The following is a 16,314-nucleotide window of genomic DNA, read 5'->3' as shown; positions in this document are numbered from 1 at the left end:
GTTAGAGTGCTATCTCCCTATTTCCCTAATCCCTAGTGTCTACCCTCTGCCTTGGTTGCCCGCGCCTCTACATTCGTGTACAATGGCTGTCAGCTTTAGCGTGAGCATCCCAACGAACAACGTTATGCACGAATTGCTTATCGCCACCCACAATCCGGGTAAATTGCGCGAATTTGCCGCGATCTTCGCCGATCTCAACCTGCGCCTCTATTCATTGGCCGATCTCGGTATTACGACGGTGGTGGAGGAACCCGGGCAAACCTTTGCCGAGAATGCGCGGCTGAAAGCCGAGGGGTATTGCGCGCTCAGCGGGTTACCAACCTTGGCCGACGATAGTGGTTTAGAAGTAGCGGCGCTCGGTGGTGCGCCGGGGGTGCATTCGGCACGGTATGGCGGTGTGACCGGCCCGGCGCAGTTGCAGTATCTGCTCGACCAGATGCGCGATGTGCCGTGGCATCAGCGGCTGGCCCGCTTTGTATGCGTGATTGCGCTCGCCCATCCCAATCGTCCGACCGAGCTAATTGAAGGCACGTTGCCCGGCGTGATCGAGTTTGCCCCGCGCGGCAGCGGCGGGTTTGGCTATGACCCCCTCTTCTACGTGCTCGATGAAGATGCAACGCTGGCCGAGCTGAGCGCCGAGCGCAAGAATCAGATCAGCCATCGATCCCAAGCGGCGCGGGCAGCGCGCGAGGTGTTGGCACGCTGGCTGCATGCATCATCATAGCACGGCCCGCTTGGCGCAGCAGAGTGAAGGATGAGGGCGATATTGCCGGCGCAAAAAATTGGGAAAGCGGGTTGGAGGATCGTGTGCTGGTCGCGTCGTTAGCTTCAGGTAGCGCCGGCAATGCGCTGCTAGTGCAGGCGGGTGATGAGGCATTGCTGATCGATGCCGGCATTTCGCTGCGCTCGCTCGAACGATTGCTTGCCGAGCGCGGCGTTGCTCCCGCACAGGTGCGAGCAGTGCTGCTAACCCACGAGCACGACGATCATGCCCTGAGCGCAGTAGCGTTCGCTCGCCGGTACGGCGTTCCGGTGGTGGCCAATGCGCCAACATTGGCGGCGCTCGGTGAAACGTCGCCGACGGTGCCGGTCGCGGCTTTGCCCGTGGGCGAACGGGGCGCTGTCGGCGTATTTAGCGTCGAGAGTTTTCGCGTGCCGCACGATGCTGCCGACCCGGTTGGGTATCGCGTACAGGCGGCAGGCGTGACCGTTGCGGTGGCCGTTGATTTGGGCAGTTGGGATGCGGCGACGGTAGCCGCGCTCAGCGCGGCGGATCTGATCGTGCTCGAAGCGAACCATGACCGCGAGTTATTGCCGTCTGCGCCGTATCCGCCGGCGGTACGCCGGCGAATCAGCGGGCCGCGCGGCCATCTCGATAACACGCAATGCGGCCAATTGCTGTCCCAGATCGTTGCAAATGGCGCGCCGAGCGATGTCTGGCTGGCCCACCTCTCGCGCCATGCCAACACGCCGCAGGCAGCGGTGGCCGAGGTCGGGCGGGCGCTACGGCAGGCTGGTGTGCAACGGATTCCGCGCTTACACCCGCTGCCGGCGCGCGCGCAGCCGATCGCGGGCGGTATCTCGATCTGGCGCGTCAGTGAGCGATGGCAGCAACCGCATCTGTTTGCGTTTGATGAGTCATGAACTTGGAGGCAAGCAAAGGAGACGATCAATGCCGATCCAAAAAATGGATTACATCTGGTTCAATGGTGAGTTGGTGGAATGGGATAAAGCGACGATCCACGTGATGTCGCACGTCGTTCATTATGGCACCAGCTTCTTCGAGGGCATCCGCTGCTATGAAACGCCGCAAGGCCCGGCGATCTTTCGCTTGACCCCGCATATGCAACGGTTGATCGATTCGGCTAAAATTTATCGCACCACCATTCCCTACACCCTCGATCAATTGGTGGTGGCGGTCAAAGAAACGGTGCGCGCCAACCGGCTGCGTGCCGGCTACATTAGGCCGGTTGTCTTCCGCGGCTACGGCGAAATTGGCGTCAACCCGCAGAATAACCCGGTCGAAGTGGCGATCGCCACTATCGAATGGGGCAAGTACCTTGGCGCCGAAGCGATGGAGCAAGGGGTTGATGTGTGTGTCTCGTCGTGGAATCGCTTTGCGCCGAATACGATGCCGGCGTTGGCCAAAGCGGGCGGCAATTATATGAACTCGCAGTTGATCAAGATGGAGGCGCTGGCGAACGGCTATGCCGAAGGCATTGCCCTCGATGCCGACGGCCACGTGAGCGAAGGCAGCGGCGAAAACCTGTTTTTGGTGCGCAATGGAGTGGTGTATACACCGCCATTGACGTCCTCGATCCTCAGCGGGATTACCCGCGATACAGTGATGACCCTCTTGCATGAGATGGGGGTTGAGGTGCGTGAACAGATTCTGCCGCGCGAGATGCTCTACATTGCCGATGAACTCTTCTTTACCGGCACTGCCGCCGAGGTAACGCCGATCCGCTCGGTGGATCGCATCCCGGTGGGTGCCGGTCGCCGTGGCCCGATCACGGCTGCGGTGCAAGAGGCCTTCTTTGGCATTGTGCAAGGCGAGCGGCCCGATCGCTACGGCTGGCTTGAATACGCCTAGGATGAATCGCGTTTGCGCCGCGTAGCGCATCGTTGCTCATCCCGCCACCGGTGGAAGTGCGGCAGTCCTCCTGCCGCACTTCTTACCTGAGCTAGCGCAGTGCTATGCCACAATGCGTTTGCCGCTCTCATCCCGCCACCGGTGGAAGTGCGGCAGTCCTCCTGCCGCACTTCTTACCTGAGCCAGCGCAGTGTTATTACGCAATGCGTTGCATGTTCTGGGCAACATGCCGTATAATACTGATATATTTGTGCAAAACGTTGCGATAGGCAATGCAAATGCTTGACAAAACTGTCATCCGGTGCGAGCAGGTCACGAAATCGTACCTTGAGGGCGATCAACAGCGCACCGTGTTGCACGATATTACGATTACTGTGGCTGCCGGCGAATTTGTGGTGCTGCTCGGCAAGAGTGGTAGCGGCAAGAGCACGTTGCTCAATCTGGTCAGCGGGATTGACACGCCGAGTTCGGGCGCGATCTGGGTGGCCGGCCAGCGGCTTGACCGACTGAGCGAACGAGAACGCACGCTCTTTCGTCGCCGATCGATCGGGTTTGTGTTCCAGTTCTATAACCTTGCGCCAACGTTGACGGCGTTAGAAAATGTCCTCTTGCCGCTCGAGTTAAACGGCCAGCGCGGACCGGCGGCGCGCGCAATGGCGTTAGAGATGCTGGCTGCGGTGGGGTTGGCCGATCGCGCCAATACCTATCCTGATCGGCTCAGCGGCGGTGAACAGCAGCGGGTAGCGATTGCCCGCGCGCTGGTGCATAACCCCGATCTCGTGTTGGCTGATGAGCCGACCGGCAATCTTGATAGCGATACCGGCGCGCAGGTGCTTGATCTGCTCGACCGGCTCACCCGGCAGGTGGGTAAAACGCTGCTGATGGTGACGCATAGCCGCGAGATGATCGGTGTTGCCGATCGGGTTTTCCAGTTGCGCAATGGCCGGATCAGCGAAGAAACCGTGCTGGCAACGCGATGAGCAGGTTGTTAGCCGCGAGTGACGCTTTATTCAGCCGGTCGCAAGAACAAGTTGTTACACTTCACTTGTGACTGGCATCTATAAGATAGTGGAGTTGTGTCTTAGATTGATGAGGAGGTAGACGAAGCATGATGCAAACCGATCACCATGCAACCCCCAAGGCGCCGCGCTGGATCAAGACTGCTGCTGGCCAGTGGGCGTGGGTCACGAATGAAGAGTGGCGCCGCTTTGCCGATCGGGCGCTGAGCGTCAGTGAGCGCCAGCAATTGTTGGCTGAAGCCGAGCGGTTGCATTCCCAATACGCACCGGCTGCTGACCACGCCTAAGCGGCGCGTTCCAGCGTTCAATGATTGCGGGTGGCAACGGCACCACCCGCGTTGTTGTTTTTGAATACAGTTGTGGCGCGCCAAGAGTAGGGGCATAACACTGCTATGCCCCTACTCTTCGGCGCGTACGCCTAGCACAATACTGCTGCCACGGGGGAGGTAATCGCCGTTGCTGATACCAATCACCTGATTGTTGCCTACGATCCGCGCGGCGCTGACCACTTCGTTGGGTGCGTAGCGGTCGAAATTGGGCAAACGGTCGCGGCCCTGTACATCAACAAACATGAGCGTTAATCCCGGCGTATTGGCCAAGATAGCTTCGGCCTCGGCGCGGCTGCGTCCAATCACGTCAGGAAAGCGCACAACATCGCCTAGACTGACGTAAATCGTTACCGTATCGCCTTGCGGAATGCGCAGCGTTGCGCTGGGCGATTGGCGAATCACAAAACCTTCATCAACCCGCTGGCTCGGCTCTTCCACCACATTCACCACCAGACCGGCGGCAGCCAGTTGGTTGCGGGCAATATCTTGGCGCGTACCAGTGACATTTGGTACTTCCACCAATAATGGCCCTAAGCTAACGGTATACGAAACCGGACTATTCTCTTCGACGATCGTGCCGGGCGGGATGGCCTGCGTGATGACGATCCCCTGCGGCACGGTGCGGTTATGCTCGCTGCTGGGCACAGGAATGAGCTTGTTTTGCTGCAACAACGTGCGCGCTTCGCCATCGCTGCGGCCCACGAGTTCGGGCACTGTGACGGTTGTCACCACGGTCGGTGATGGCACGACCTCGGTGCTCTGGCCATTGGGCGGTTGGGTGGTTGGTGGCCGTGAAGGATTGCCGAAAAGATTGTTCAGCATTCCGCTGCTGACGACAAACACGACCGCGAGCACGCCGACCAGCGTGAGCATCCCGACCAGAAAGACGCCGCACCCCAAGCCTTCTTGCCGCGGGGCGCGGGCGGTGGTTGGGCGCGGGCTCGGAATTGCCGCCGGACGGCTCGCTGTGACTTGAGTGGGTCGTGGCGGCGCAGCGGGTCGTACTTGGGCCGGCGGCTCAATACCGGGGTTGACCACCGTAGCTTGGGTCACCAGTTGCTCATACGAACGCAACTCCTCGGCCAATTCAAGCGCGCTGCGTTGGCGTAAGGCCGGGTCTTTGGCTAGCGCGCGGAGGATAATCGCCTCAAGTGCAGCCGGGATATGCGGATTACACCGGCGCGGTGGCGGCGGCGGTTCGCTAATATGTTTCATCGCCACCGCGACTGGCGTGTCGCCGGTAAAGGGCAGCCGGCCAGTGAGCATCTCGTACAATACCACCCCCAGCGCGTAGATGTCGGATTGCGGTGTTGCCGGGCGGCCCTGCGCCTGCTCAGGGGCGATATAGTCAACGGTGCCGAGCGTGATGCCGGTCTCGGTCATCGCGGTGGACAGATGGCTCTTGGCGACGCCGAAATCGGTAATCCGCACCTGTCCGTCATCGGTGACGATAATATTTTGCGGCTTAATGTCGCGGTGAATCAATCCGGCGCGGTGGGCGGCGTGCAAGCCGCGCGCAATCTGCTCGCCGATCCGCACCGCGCGCGGGATGGCGAACGGCGCTTCGCGGTTGATCAATTGTTTCAGTGTTGATCCCGCGACATACTCCATCACAATATAGTGCTGGTCACCATCTTGGCCGACATCGTAAACATCGACCAGATTGGGGTGGCTCACCATCGCCGCCGCGTGCGTTTCGTGGCGAAAGCGGGCCAGAAAGTCGGGATCGGTCATCAAATGAGGATGGGGAATCTTAATCGCTACCGGGCGATTCAGTCGCCGATCGCGTCCTAAATAGACGCGGGCCATGCCGCCATCGCCGAGCAGTCGTTCAATTTGGTAGCGACCGTCAAGTAGTTGTGGTTGCATTGGTAAGCGATCTTGCACAGGCATCCAAATCAGTGACGAGTTACCACAATTTCACAATGCGGGCTGGATTGGCCAACAGCGGGCCATTCGCATCAAGAATGGCTTCCAGCAATGCCAAATTGACCACATCATCGCGGTTGTAATCCAGCAAGGTTTGTAGGGCGGCGTGATCAGCATACTGCTCGTAGCGATTCCACAGCCGCGGCGCGTCACGCCCGCTGAGGCCGGCAGAGGCGCGGGCAATGCCAAGTTTCTCTTCAACGACCTTCAGCCCGCCGCGCAACCCGCGCTGGCGGCATTCGTGTAACAAATCGCGATGGGCGAATTCGGCGCGCAAATCGGCGTGCAACTGGCGCTTGATCACCGGCAGATCAAAACTGCTGCCGTTAAATGTGACAATGGTTGTTACATGTTCTAGCGCCTCATACAGCGCAATATCACTAATCCCGCCGCCAACCAATTGAATGATGCCACGGTCTTGCCGGTAGATTCCCAGCACGCTCATGACGCCGTTGTAAGAAGTTTCGATATCGAGATAGGCGCGCATGCCAACTCCTATTGCAGCCGTCTCGCGCTCATTATGGCACGCCCCTTGCAGTGCGTCAATGCGCGCTACATCCTATGCTATAGTAATCAACGTTTCAGTGGTGCGATTTGTTTCTTGTAAGGAGTCCCTATGAGTGCCTCGCCCCACCGCATCATTCTTGATACCGATCCCGGTATTGATGATGCATTAGCTATTTTACTCGCGCTGGCTTCGCCCGAAATCGAACTAGCCGGCCTGAGCGTCGTGCATGGCAACTGCACCTTAGCCGAAGCGGTGGCGAATGGTTTAGCCGTGCTCGAATTGGGCGGCGGCCAGCACATCCCGCTGTTTGCCGGGTGTGATCGGCCACTGTTGCGGCCGCTGACCACGGCGCATGACACCCACGGTCAGCACGGATTAGGCTATGCGCGGCTGCCGGCAGCGCAGGTACAGCCGGCGGATGAGCATGCGGTCGATTTTATCATTCGCACCGTGATGGCTGCACCCGGCGAAGTGACGTTAGTCGCCGTCGGGCCGCTGACCAATGTGGCGTTGGCGCTGCGCAAAGAGCCACGGCTGGTCAGTGCGTTGCGTGCAATTGTCATAATGGGTGGCGCGCTGCGGGCCGATGGCAATGTAACGCCGCGCGCTGAGTTTAACGTGTATGCCGATCCGCATGCGGCCCAGATTGTCTTCTCGTCGGGTGCGCCGCTGGTGATTATGCCGTGGGATATTACCCGGCTGGTGCGGCTGCACGAGAGCGAGGTCAACCGGTTGGCGCATGCCGGTAAGCCAGTCGGGCGCTTTATCGCCGATGCGACCCGTTTTTACATCGAGTTTCACCGCCGATATTTTGGGTACGACAGTTGTGCGATCAACGACCCGGCGGCGCTGGTGTTGGTCTTTCTGCCCGATCTGGCTACCTATGCCGATGTGCATGTCACCGTCGAGACGTGCAGTCCGCTGACGATGGGCTTTACCGTGGCCGATTTCATGCTCCAAGATGGCCGCCAACCGAACGCGCGGGCGGTAGTGACGTTTGATACGCCGCGCTTCCTGTCACTCTTCGTCGAGCGGATGCAGGCGCTTGAGGAACGGTTGTATGAGGCGTCATAGCGCCAGAGCGCTGCTTTCCCTATGACGACGGCGTTCGCCCCAAACGCGCCCGGATGATGTTGAGTAAAAAGGTCGCGGCTTCCAGCCGCAAGGCAATGGCAAGGAGCGTATAGATCGCGATACCGGCGCTGCCCGCCACCGCCACCTGTACGAGTGGCGTCCAGTTCTGGCCCAGTGTGGCAATGCCGCTCACGGCCAGCGCCATAATACCGCTGGCGATAACGCCTTTCACGGTTGCTTCGCCCAGTCGCAGGCCACCCAACGGCAACGATCGCTGCAACAGCCATGCCGTAATGATTGCGTGCCCGATCCATTGAACCGAATTGCCCAGCACTAACCCCAAGAAGCCAAGCGATGTCCATTCGGCGAGCGGCACAGCAACTGCTAGATAGCAGAGAATGGCTGCGCCTTGGATCAAGTTGGGGGTGAGAGTGTTTTTGCGCGCGTAGAAGGCAAACAACAGCATCTGATCGATCGCGGCTGCCGGCAATCCCGGCAGATAACCGAGGAGCGCGAGCGCGGTGATAGCCGTATCTTCGGCGCCAAACGCGCCGCGCTCGAAGAGGGTGGCGGTAATCGGCTGGCTCAGCGCGGCCAGCCCAGCGGTGGCCGGCAAGATCAACAACAACACAATCTTAAGACCCATCGCCAGCGTGGCCCGAAACGTCGGCTCGTCACCGGCGGCACTCTGGCGTGAAAGGGTTGGCAAGACGGCCAGCGCCACCGCTGAAGCGACGAGCCCCAACGGAAACTGGATCAAGGTGGTGGCAAAACGCATGGTCGAAAGCGCCGCCGGGAACCCTGACGCCAGCCAGCGGTCGATCACCGCTCCGATCAGCGAAAAACCGATCCCAAGCGTAACCGGCGCATAGAGGCGCAAAATGCGCCGCACAGCCGGATGGCGCAGATCGAAACGGATACGCAATTTGGCGTCGCGCAAGCCCGGCAACTGGATGAGGAGTTGGGCGCTGGCTCCTAACAACGTGCCGGCGGCGAGACTCTTGATCCCCACCAGCGGCGCTAGCGTCACAATCCCGACAATCATGCCGGTGTTAAAAGCAGCCGCGACAAAGGCAGGCAACAAAAACCGGCGTTGGGCATGCAGCACGGCGGTAACGATCCCCGAAATCCCCATGAGCGTCACTGCCGGCAGCAGCCAGCCGACTAAGGTCACGGCTTCAGCCTGCAACGCCGACTCGGTGGGGCGAGCGAGCAGCGCCACTGCAAGCGGCGCCTGCCATGCCAGCAGTGCACTGGCAATGACCAGCATCGTAAACGCGAGGGTGATGACTGTGGAAACGACGTGCCAGAACTCGTTGCGGTCACGTTCGGCGTATTCGCTAAACACCGGCACCAGCGCCGCGCTGACCGCACCGCTGATCAGCAGCTCGTAAAGGGCATTGGGCAGCGTCCATGCCAAGGTAAACGCATCAACTTCCAGACCGCGGCTGAAGTAGGCGGCGATAATCGGCTCGCGCACCAACCCCAACACGCGGCTGGCGACATTGCCGAGACTAATCAGTAACGCCGCCAGCGCAATGCTGCGAAAAACGCTGGTCGAAGAGGAAGGCTCGGTCACAGGAAGGTACTACTCGCCGCCAGCCGTCGAAACGGCTTCGCCGGTGAACTGAGCGACAATCCGCCGTAATGCTTGTGGTTGGACGCGGAAGGTTGCGCCGCCGCCAAGTTCGACAATCGATGACGAGTCAATCGCGTAGCGTAAAATATTCTCGCTATCAATCGTGCGGGCAAAATTCGCCAGTTCAAGCATCGTGCGGCGGCTGAGATCCGTGGTCACGTAACCGCGCAATGCGCCGGTATAGTCATCGAGGCTGGTCAATTGCTGGAGCAGCCCCCGGTCGCGGATACGGTGGAAAATGGCCATCAACACCTGCTGCTGGCGCTGATTGCGGCCAAAATCGCTATCGGCGTGGCGAGTGCGGGCATAAATCAGCGCGCGCGCGCTATCCATCCACTGGCGACCGGCATTGAAAGAGACCTCGATGGTGCCGTAGTCTTCGGTGGGGTAGGCCGGATCGTAGATGGCGCGGGGAACGTCAATCTCAATCCCGTCAATGAGATCGATAATCTTCTTGAACCCTTCAAAATTGATCAAGATGAAATGGTCAACCGGCAACCCCAATAACTTGCTCACCGTCGATTTGGCCAGCGCCGCGCCGCCGCCGGGGCCGAAACGATTCTCGCCAATCGCATAAGCGGCATTGATCCGGCCTTCGCCGCCGGTGGGGTAACTCACCCAAAGATCGCGCGGAATTGACAGCATACTGACGCGCCCGGTATCGCGGGCGATATGCACTAACACAATCGCGTCGGTGCGGGTGGGGCCGGTATCATCAGACCGGGCGTCGGTGCCCAACAAGAGAATGTTCATTTCAGGCCGACTGAGCCGCAGTGCTTCAGCGGTTGCCGTTGCCGCCGGTGGGTTATCAACCGGCGGTGGTGCGACTACGATTGGCTGCACCGCCGGAGGGGCCGGTGGCGGGCCATAGATCTCGCGGGTAGAGGTGATCGATTGGGGAGTTGGCGCAACGCTCGCTTCAGTGGGCAACGTTACCGGCGTGACAATCATTGCGTCAATATCAGCTAGCGCCTGACGCCATTCAAAGGCAATGCGCAGCATCATGGCTACGGCAATCAGACTTATGATAAAAGCGGCGCTGGTCAGGATGCGCCTGCGCAAAGCCAACATAACCTCCTGCTCCGAATTTCAGATGCCGTTCGCTTCGGCTGTGCGACGTGACAATACAGAACCCACCCCGGTTTTCTGTCACCGTCGCGCATTGCGGCGATCGGACGCGGATCGGGCATCTTTGTGATAATCTTCCGCACCGACTGTTACTATACCATATCAAGCCAAATACGTGAACAACCGTTAAAATGATGTAGAGCTGAAAAATGGCTGATGGTAGCTCGAATCTGGCACAGCATTGCGTGTATTGTGGTTGTATTGTAGGCTCGACTCGGTTAGCCGCGTTGTGAAGATGGCAGTTTGGCTGCCGATTGCGCTGCTAACTGCCGATCAAGCCCACGTCGCCGCTCTCGACCACGCTCACTGCGCCGGAAGGTTCGCGTACAAGCAGCGCGCCGCTGCGCGTGACATTCACTGCTGTGCCGTGGATCGTGCCACTACCGGTCGTGATCGTGACCATCTGGCCAAGAGTGAGCAACCGGCTGCGCCACGCCTCCCACAACCGATCGCTGTCGCCGGCTTGCAACTGGCGGAACCAGAAGTCATACCGGTGTAACAATGCCTGCAACAGTCTGAGCCGGTCAACGTCCGGCGCACCGGCAATCGTCAAGGCCGTTGCGGGGTATAGAGTGGCTTGCGGATCAGGCGCGGCGCTCACATTGATCCCGCAACCAATAATGGCCCACGCCAGCGTGCCGTTATCCCACCCGCCTTCGAGCAGGATGCCGGCGGTTTTAGCCCAGCCGGCGGGTGTTTGTACTAACACGTCATTCGGCCATTTCAACCCAGCGCGCAGTGGCGTTTCGGCTTCGATCGTTTCGAGCAACGCTACAGCCGCCAGCCAAATCAAGGCGGTGGGTGTCGTCGTGACGACGGCCGGCGGGCGGATGCCGAGCGAAAACAACAGTGCGCTGCCCGGCGGGGCGACCCAACGCCGGCCAAGCCGGCCCCGGCCGGCCGTTTGCTCTTCAGCGACGATCAATACCGGCAAGGCGCTCGGTGGCAGGGTCGCGATGGCAGTACGCGCCAGATCCATCGTCGAGCCAACCTGTTCGCAACAGTGAATGGTGGCAGGCAGGGTTGCGCCGGGCGCTAAACCGGCGCGAATAGCATCAGCATCAAGCATATGTTGCTCTTGTCCGTGATGGCGAAAATGAAAAATCGCTAAAAATCCACCAAATGGTATGGACGCGGTAACAATTTTTCGTTATACTACCCACTACTGAAGCTATGCACGTACCCCTGCGGGTGCTTACCTCTTCGCAGCGGAAAGGATTCGCGTATGACCACACTCATCCTACTGGCGGCATTCATCCTCATAGCCGGAGGATTGTTCATTTCGCTGCGTCGGGTGCAGCCTGAGCCGATCCGGGTTCGGGTCCGCGATCGCAATCTGCCGCGCCGTCTGCGCCGCTAACCGTTCCTATTGTACCGCAGCTTTGCGCGCCGCGCCTCCCCTCGCCCTGAGGGTTGGCGTGGTTGTGTTTTTAGGGAACTTTTTCCTTGCTGGGAACGTCCTTGAACCGGAATGCCAGTGCAGGTGTTGCTGGAGGGAGGATACCGCATGCAGACCAAGCGTGCGTGGCGTTGGCTCGTGGTGGTGATGGTTCTGGCGGTGATAGGGCCGGCGTGGCTGGTGCCGGCGGCTGCCCAGAATGCCGATGTGACGCTGACCGTGCGGCCCGCATTTCAAGGCTTTGCGCGCTCAGGCACATGGCTGCCGGTTGTGATCGAGGTGGCTAACAATGGGGTTGATCGCACAGTGGAAATTGTGGCCGGCACTCCGAAGGGGCCGTTCCACAGTGCCATCATCGATTTACCCGGCGGTAGTCGCAAAGGATTGACGCTCTATATCCATATACAGGGGGCGCCGCGCCAGTTGGGGGTGCGCGCATTGGTCAATGATGAAGAGATCGCCACCGCATCAACGCGCTTGCAACCGGTCAGTGAAGGATTGTTGGTGGGTGTTGTTGGCGAGCGGAGCGTGCGCCTCCCGGCCCAACTGGCCGATGGGATAAAAGTCACGAGTGTATCGTTTGCGCTGGCCGATATTCCGGCGGAGGGGTTAGGCTTATCGCCGTTTGATGCGCTGATCCTGACCGATGTCGCAGCCGCTGAATTGGCGCCGGCGCAGCGCAGCGCCTTGCAAGCATGGGTGTTGCGCGGCGGCACGCTGATTGTCAACGGTGACGCTGGTATCAATCGCACATTAGCTCTGTTACCGCCTGAACTGATCCCGGTTACGCCGGGCAACCTCTTGCCATCGCTGAGCGATCCGCTGCTCACGCCACTTGAGTTAACGCCGCGGAATAATGAGCCGGATCGCGTTTATCCACTTACTCTGCCATTGCTTGATAGCCCAACGCCGGTGGCCTTTGGCCAACGGTACGGTGATGGCAATGTCATTGTGATTGCATTCGATCTGGCGACGCCGGAATTGATCAATTGGCCCGGTTGGCGCGAACTCTGGCAATCCATCTTACCGCCACCTGCATTTGTTCCGTCAGGAATGGGTTTCGGCACAAAGCTCTATGCAGCTTTTATCGAAGAGAATCTGGCGAATGCATTGACGAGCTTGCCGGTGCTTGATCTGCCGTCCATAAACCTGCTGGCCTTGCTGCTCGGCTGCTATCTCATCGTGGTAGGGCCGGTTACCTACCTCGTTTTGCGCCGGCTCGATCGGCTGGCGCTCGGTTGGGTGGTGGTGCCGGCGATCACGGTGATCTTTGCCGCAACTGCCTATGGCGCTGGCTTCAACCTGCGCGGCGGCGATGTGATCGTCAGCCAAATCGCGTTGATCGATGCTGTTGAGCCGGGCTTGGCGCGCGAGCGTGATTTTATTGGCATCTTTTCGCCTGATCGTTCAACCTACCGGTTGCGCGCGGTTGGTGAAGCGCCGTTGGTGCGTCCAATTACCGTGCAGGGGCCGTGGAGTCCGGAGCCGCCGGTTAATGGCCGCTATGTGCAGATAGCGTCTGATGGTCAGGTAGTGGAAGGGTTGAATGTGGCGCAATGGTCGTTGCAAGCCGTGATGGTTGACCGAATCGTACCTTCACCCGGTCTTTCGGCTTGGATTACGGTCAACGGTGATCAGGTTTTGGGTGAGGTGGCGAATCGCGGTTCCCAAACCTTGGAAGAGGTCGCCGTCGTGTATAACGATTACCTCACGCTGATCGAGACCCTCATGCCGGGAGAGCAACGCACGGTGCAGCTCGAGCGGCCTAAGCATGCTTTTGAAGGTGTCATGCTTGGTTATCTCATCTATGGCCCGAAATTTGAAGAGAGCGGGCGGATGAGCCAACCGATTCAGCCGGCGTTGCAACTGCGTGGCCGCATCCTTGATGCGTTGTATGGGTATGGCACGGGCACGCGCGGTGCGCAGCCGCTGGTGCTAGGTTGGTACAGCGACCAAAGAGCGCAGCTCGAACCAGTGGATCGACATGCAACGATGCAGGGACTGGCACTGGTGCGCGGTATTGCCCAGCTCCAGATCTCAGGCGAGTTCACGCTGCGCAATGGCTTTGCTGCTGCGTTCGAGCAGATGGGGAATATGAATAGTCCGTGCTACACTGGTGATCAAGTCGGGTTGGTGCCGGATCTGCAACCGGCGGTGATACGCTTTACCTTGCCGCGATCGTTACAGGGCTTGCAAGTCAATAGTTTGCAGTTTGATATCCGTTCCGATGCCTTCTGGAATGGCCAGATCGAAGTGTACGATTGGGTGCAGGGCCAGTGGGAGGCGCTATCGATTGATCCGATGATGCAAAACCTGTCCGTTGGCGTTGAACAACCGGCGCGCTTTCTCAACGTTAATGGTGTAATGCGGGTTCGTCTGCAACGGCTCGATCAAGGTCAGAGCTTTTCGTGTGTCTATGTTGATCCGGTCATACAGGGGCGAATGCCATGACGCTGGCGATCGAGACGATTGATCTTACGCACCGCTACAACAAAAAGCTGGTTGCGCTCGACCGGCTCAACTTGCGAGTAGAACAGGGCTGCATCTACGGCTTTATTGGCCCCAACGGCGCCGGCAAGACCACCACGCTGCGCATTTTGGCTGGCTTGTTGTCCCCCACCAAAGGCGAGGTGCGCCTGCTGGGCGAGCGGTTGACGACGCGCGCCGCGCAACGGCTGGTAGGCTATATGCCTGACTTCTTTGGGGTCTACGACGATCTGCGGGTGTGGGAATACCTCGACTTCTTTGCCCGTTGTTACGGCTTGCGCGGCGCGCGGCTGCGGCAGGTGGTTGATGAGTTGCTCGATCTGGTCGATCTGGCCAGCAAACGTGATGCCTTTGTGCAGACACTATCGCGCGGCATGCAGCAGCGGCTCTGTCTGGCCCATGCACTGGTGCATGATCCACCGGTCTTGTTGCTTGATGAACCGGCCAGCGGGCTTGATCCGCGGGCGCGGGTGGAGTTGCGCGAACTGCTGCGCACCTTGCGCGATATGGGCAAGACGATTATGCTCAGCTCGCACATTCTCAGTGAATTAGCCGAGGTATGCGATGCGATCGGGATTATCGATCACGGACGGATGATCATCAGCGGGCCACTGGCCGAGGTGCAGCAGCAGTTAGCGACCGGCGCGCGGGCGCGGTTGCGCATTGCCCGCGCGAATGATGTGGTTTTGGCGTTGGCGCTGCTGCAACGCCACCCGCTAGTGAGCGCCGCCGGCGCTGCCGCCGCCGATCCGCGGGCGTTGATCATCGACTTCAGCGAGCCGCTCAATGAAGAGCAATGCGCCGCGATCCTCGCTGAATTGGTCAATGCCGGCGTCGCGGTCAGCGAATTCAGCGCACGCAGCGAAAATCTCGAAGAACTCTTCTTGCGCTTAACGGCCACCACGGGCCAAACTAACGGTTGAAGCCGGGGGTAAGGATGCCGGCAGTACCACTTTGCACCGCTGGCAGACGGTAACGTCATCGCTGCCCTTGGGGCGCTTGTCATAATAGCTACCAGTGAGAATGCCTATGGCAACCCACATTCGTCGGCCACTGCTCAATCCGATACTGGTGCGGGAAGCTCGCACACGCATGCGTGGGTTTCGCCCGTATCTGATCCTGACCGCCTTTTTATTACTGCTGATCCTCAGTGCGTTTAGCATCTACCAGTATATGGTGTTTCAGGCCCGCACTGGCATGGTGGTGCTCAGCTCACACATTGGGCAGTCGCTCTTTAAGGGTTTAGCGTTCACTGAGATGCTCTTTATCGTCTTGGTGGCGCCGATCCTCACCAGCGGCGCGATCAGCAGTGAGCGGGAACGGTTGACCTATGATATGCTGCTCGCCACTCCGCTCAAACCCGGCCAACTGCTGGCGGGCAAGCTGATTGGCGCGCTCAGCTATCTCTTGTTGTTGATTGTGGCTTCCATTCCGGTGTTTAGCACGGTGTTAATCTTTGGCGGGATCGAGCTGCGCACGTTGATTTGGGTGGTGTTGCTATTAGGCAGCGCCGCGCTCTTTTTCGGCACGATCGGGCTCTTCTGTTCATCGCTGTTTGGCCAGACGACGCCGGCAACAATTGCGAGTTATACGCTGGTGCTGATCTTGTGCGGGGTGCCGTTGCTGGTTGCGTCAATTTGGCCGCAATTTAGCAACCCGATGGGGCAAAGCCCGCCGCCGTGGCTGCTCTATCTCAATCCGTTTAGCGCAATTGTAGCGGTGACAACCGTGACTCCAGCCGCCTTGCAACCCGATGTGCCGTTTTTCAGTGTGAACGATCCCTTTATGGTTGTGCCCTTCTTGTCACAGTTTAGTGTCGGCATTATCCGGTATGTGCCGGAGGGGCCAGTGCTCATGCCGGTCTATCGGGCCACCTTGTTGGGTTTCTGGCTGGGAACCTTTGTGTTGCTCTGGCTCAGCTCACACCTTGCCTTACCGGCGCGGCGCTGGCGACCACGCTGGAGCGATGTAGGATTTGTGGCGGCGGTGGGGGCGATTGCGCTGTTGATGTGGGTGCGGATCGATTGGTGGTGGATTGTACCGCCGGTGGATCCGTGGCTGATGCCGGTCGATCCGGTGCCAATGCCGGTGCCGGTCAATCCAGCGCCGGTGCCGTAGTGGATGCGGTCGAGATAGGATGACGTACGGGCGGGTTTCAAACCCGCCCATACATATACCACCCGCCCTGACATACTCTTGGATCTACCAG

At 59.4% G+C, this 16,314-nt stretch carries 15 protein-coding genes; 10 read left to right on the top strand and 5 right to left on the bottom strand.

Features of this window, described 5'->3' with window-relative positions; genetic code table 11:
- Positions 1-124: 124 nt before the first annotated feature.
- From rdgB to U9R61_RS01570, 5 genes are all read left to right on the top strand, one after another.
- Complete coding sequence (rdgB, locus tag U9R61_RS01590; protein WP_322487076.1) at positions 125-724, top strand: RdgB/HAM1 family non-canonical purine NTP pyrophosphatase; 600 nt, start codon at positions 125-127, stop codon at positions 722-724.
- 83 nt (positions 725-807) lie between these two features.
- Positions 808-1,644: an MBL fold metallo-hydrolase gene (locus U9R61_RS01585; protein ID WP_322487075.1), complete on the top strand. Its 837-nt coding sequence runs from the start codon at positions 808-810 to the stop codon at positions 1,642-1,644.
- 28 nt (positions 1,645-1,672) lie between these two features.
- Positions 1,673-2,593 (top strand): branched-chain amino acid transaminase, encoded by a 921-nt coding sequence (locus U9R61_RS01580; RefSeq protein WP_322487074.1) that lies wholly within the window; start codon positions 1,673-1,675, stop codon positions 2,591-2,593.
- A gap of 272 nt (positions 2,594-2,865) precedes the next feature.
- On the top strand, positions 2,866-3,573 hold the full coding sequence (locus tag U9R61_RS01575; protein WP_416208806.1) for an ABC transporter ATP-binding protein: 708 nt from the start codon (positions 2,866-2,868) through the stop codon (positions 3,571-3,573).
- 128 nt (positions 3,574-3,701) lie between these two features.
- Positions 3,702-3,899 carry a hypothetical protein gene (locus tag U9R61_RS01570; RefSeq protein WP_322487072.1) on the top strand — a complete coding sequence of 66 codons (198 nt, stop codon included), beginning with the start codon at positions 3,702-3,704 and terminating at the stop codon, positions 3,897-3,899.
- A gap of 111 nt (positions 3,900-4,010) precedes the next feature.
- On the opposite strand, the gene pknB is transcribed toward U9R61_RS01570, so the two are convergent.
- Complete coding sequence (gene pknB, locus U9R61_RS01565; protein WP_322487071.1) at positions 4,011-5,810, bottom strand: Stk1 family PASTA domain-containing Ser/Thr kinase; 1,800 nt, start codon at positions 5,808-5,810, stop codon at positions 4,011-4,013.
- Between the two features lie 40 nt (positions 5,811-5,850).
- Positions 5,851-6,357 (bottom strand): ribonuclease H-like domain-containing protein, encoded by a 507-nt coding sequence (locus U9R61_RS01560; protein WP_322487070.1) that lies wholly within the window; start codon positions 6,355-6,357, stop codon positions 5,851-5,853.
- A 129-nt stretch (positions 6,358-6,486) separates the two neighbouring features.
- Between U9R61_RS01560 and U9R61_RS01555 the strand changes: the two genes are divergently transcribed.
- A complete protein-coding gene (locus tag U9R61_RS01555) occupies positions 6,487-7,452 on the top strand; it encodes a nucleoside hydrolase (protein WP_322487069.1) in 966 nt (321 codons plus the stop codon).
- A 19-nt stretch (positions 7,453-7,471) separates the two neighbouring features.
- Here U9R61_RS01555 and murJ read toward each other — a convergent pair whose 3' ends face one another.
- From murJ to U9R61_RS01540, 3 genes are all read right to left on the bottom strand, one after another.
- Positions 7,472-9,031: a murein biosynthesis integral membrane protein MurJ gene (murJ, locus tag U9R61_RS01550; RefSeq protein ID WP_322487068.1), complete on the bottom strand. Its 1,560-nt coding sequence runs from the start codon at positions 9,029-9,031 to the stop codon at positions 7,472-7,474.
- A 9-nt stretch (positions 9,032-9,040) separates the two neighbouring features.
- On the bottom strand, positions 9,041-10,162 hold the full coding sequence (locus tag U9R61_RS01545) for an LCP family protein (protein WP_322487067.1): 1,122 nt from the start codon (positions 10,160-10,162) through the stop codon (positions 9,041-9,043).
- Positions 10,163-10,481: 319 nt separating this feature from the next.
- Entirely contained in the window at positions 10,482-11,288 is an 807-nt protein-coding gene (locus U9R61_RS01540) for a biotin--[acetyl-CoA-carboxylase] ligase (RefSeq protein ID WP_322487066.1), read from the bottom strand.
- Between the two features lie 156 nt (positions 11,289-11,444).
- On the opposite strand from U9R61_RS01540, the gene U9R61_RS01535 reads away from it, so the two are divergent.
- The 4 genes from U9R61_RS01535 to U9R61_RS01520 all read left to right on the top strand — a co-directional run bounded on the left by U9R61_RS01535 (position 11,445) and on the right by U9R61_RS01520 (position 16,223).
- Positions 11,445-11,579 (top strand): hypothetical protein, encoded by a 135-nt coding sequence (locus U9R61_RS01535; protein ID WP_281181285.1) that lies wholly within the window; start codon positions 11,445-11,447, stop codon positions 11,577-11,579.
- Positions 11,580-11,726: 147 nt separating this feature from the next.
- Complete coding sequence (locus U9R61_RS01530) at positions 11,727-14,069, top strand: hypothetical protein (RefSeq protein WP_322487065.1); 2,343 nt, start codon at positions 11,727-11,729, stop codon at positions 14,067-14,069.
- Positions 14,066-15,028: an ABC transporter ATP-binding protein gene (locus tag U9R61_RS01525; protein WP_322487064.1), complete on the top strand. Its 963-nt coding sequence runs from the start codon at positions 14,066-14,068 to the stop codon at positions 15,026-15,028. The genes U9R61_RS01530 and U9R61_RS01525 overlap by 4 nt, the downstream gene beginning before the upstream one ends.
- A gap of 106 nt (positions 15,029-15,134) precedes the next feature.
- A complete protein-coding gene (locus tag U9R61_RS01520; protein WP_322487063.1) occupies positions 15,135-16,223 on the top strand; it encodes an ABC transporter permease in 1,089 nt (362 codons plus the stop codon).
- Positions 16,224-16,314: the final 91 nt, after the last annotated feature.

The organism is Chloroflexus sp. (genome assembly GCF_034431535.1).
GTDB lineage: Bacteria > Chloroflexota > Chloroflexia > Chloroflexales > Chloroflexaceae > Chloroflexus.
This window is presented reverse-complemented; position numbering and strand designations above follow the sequence as displayed.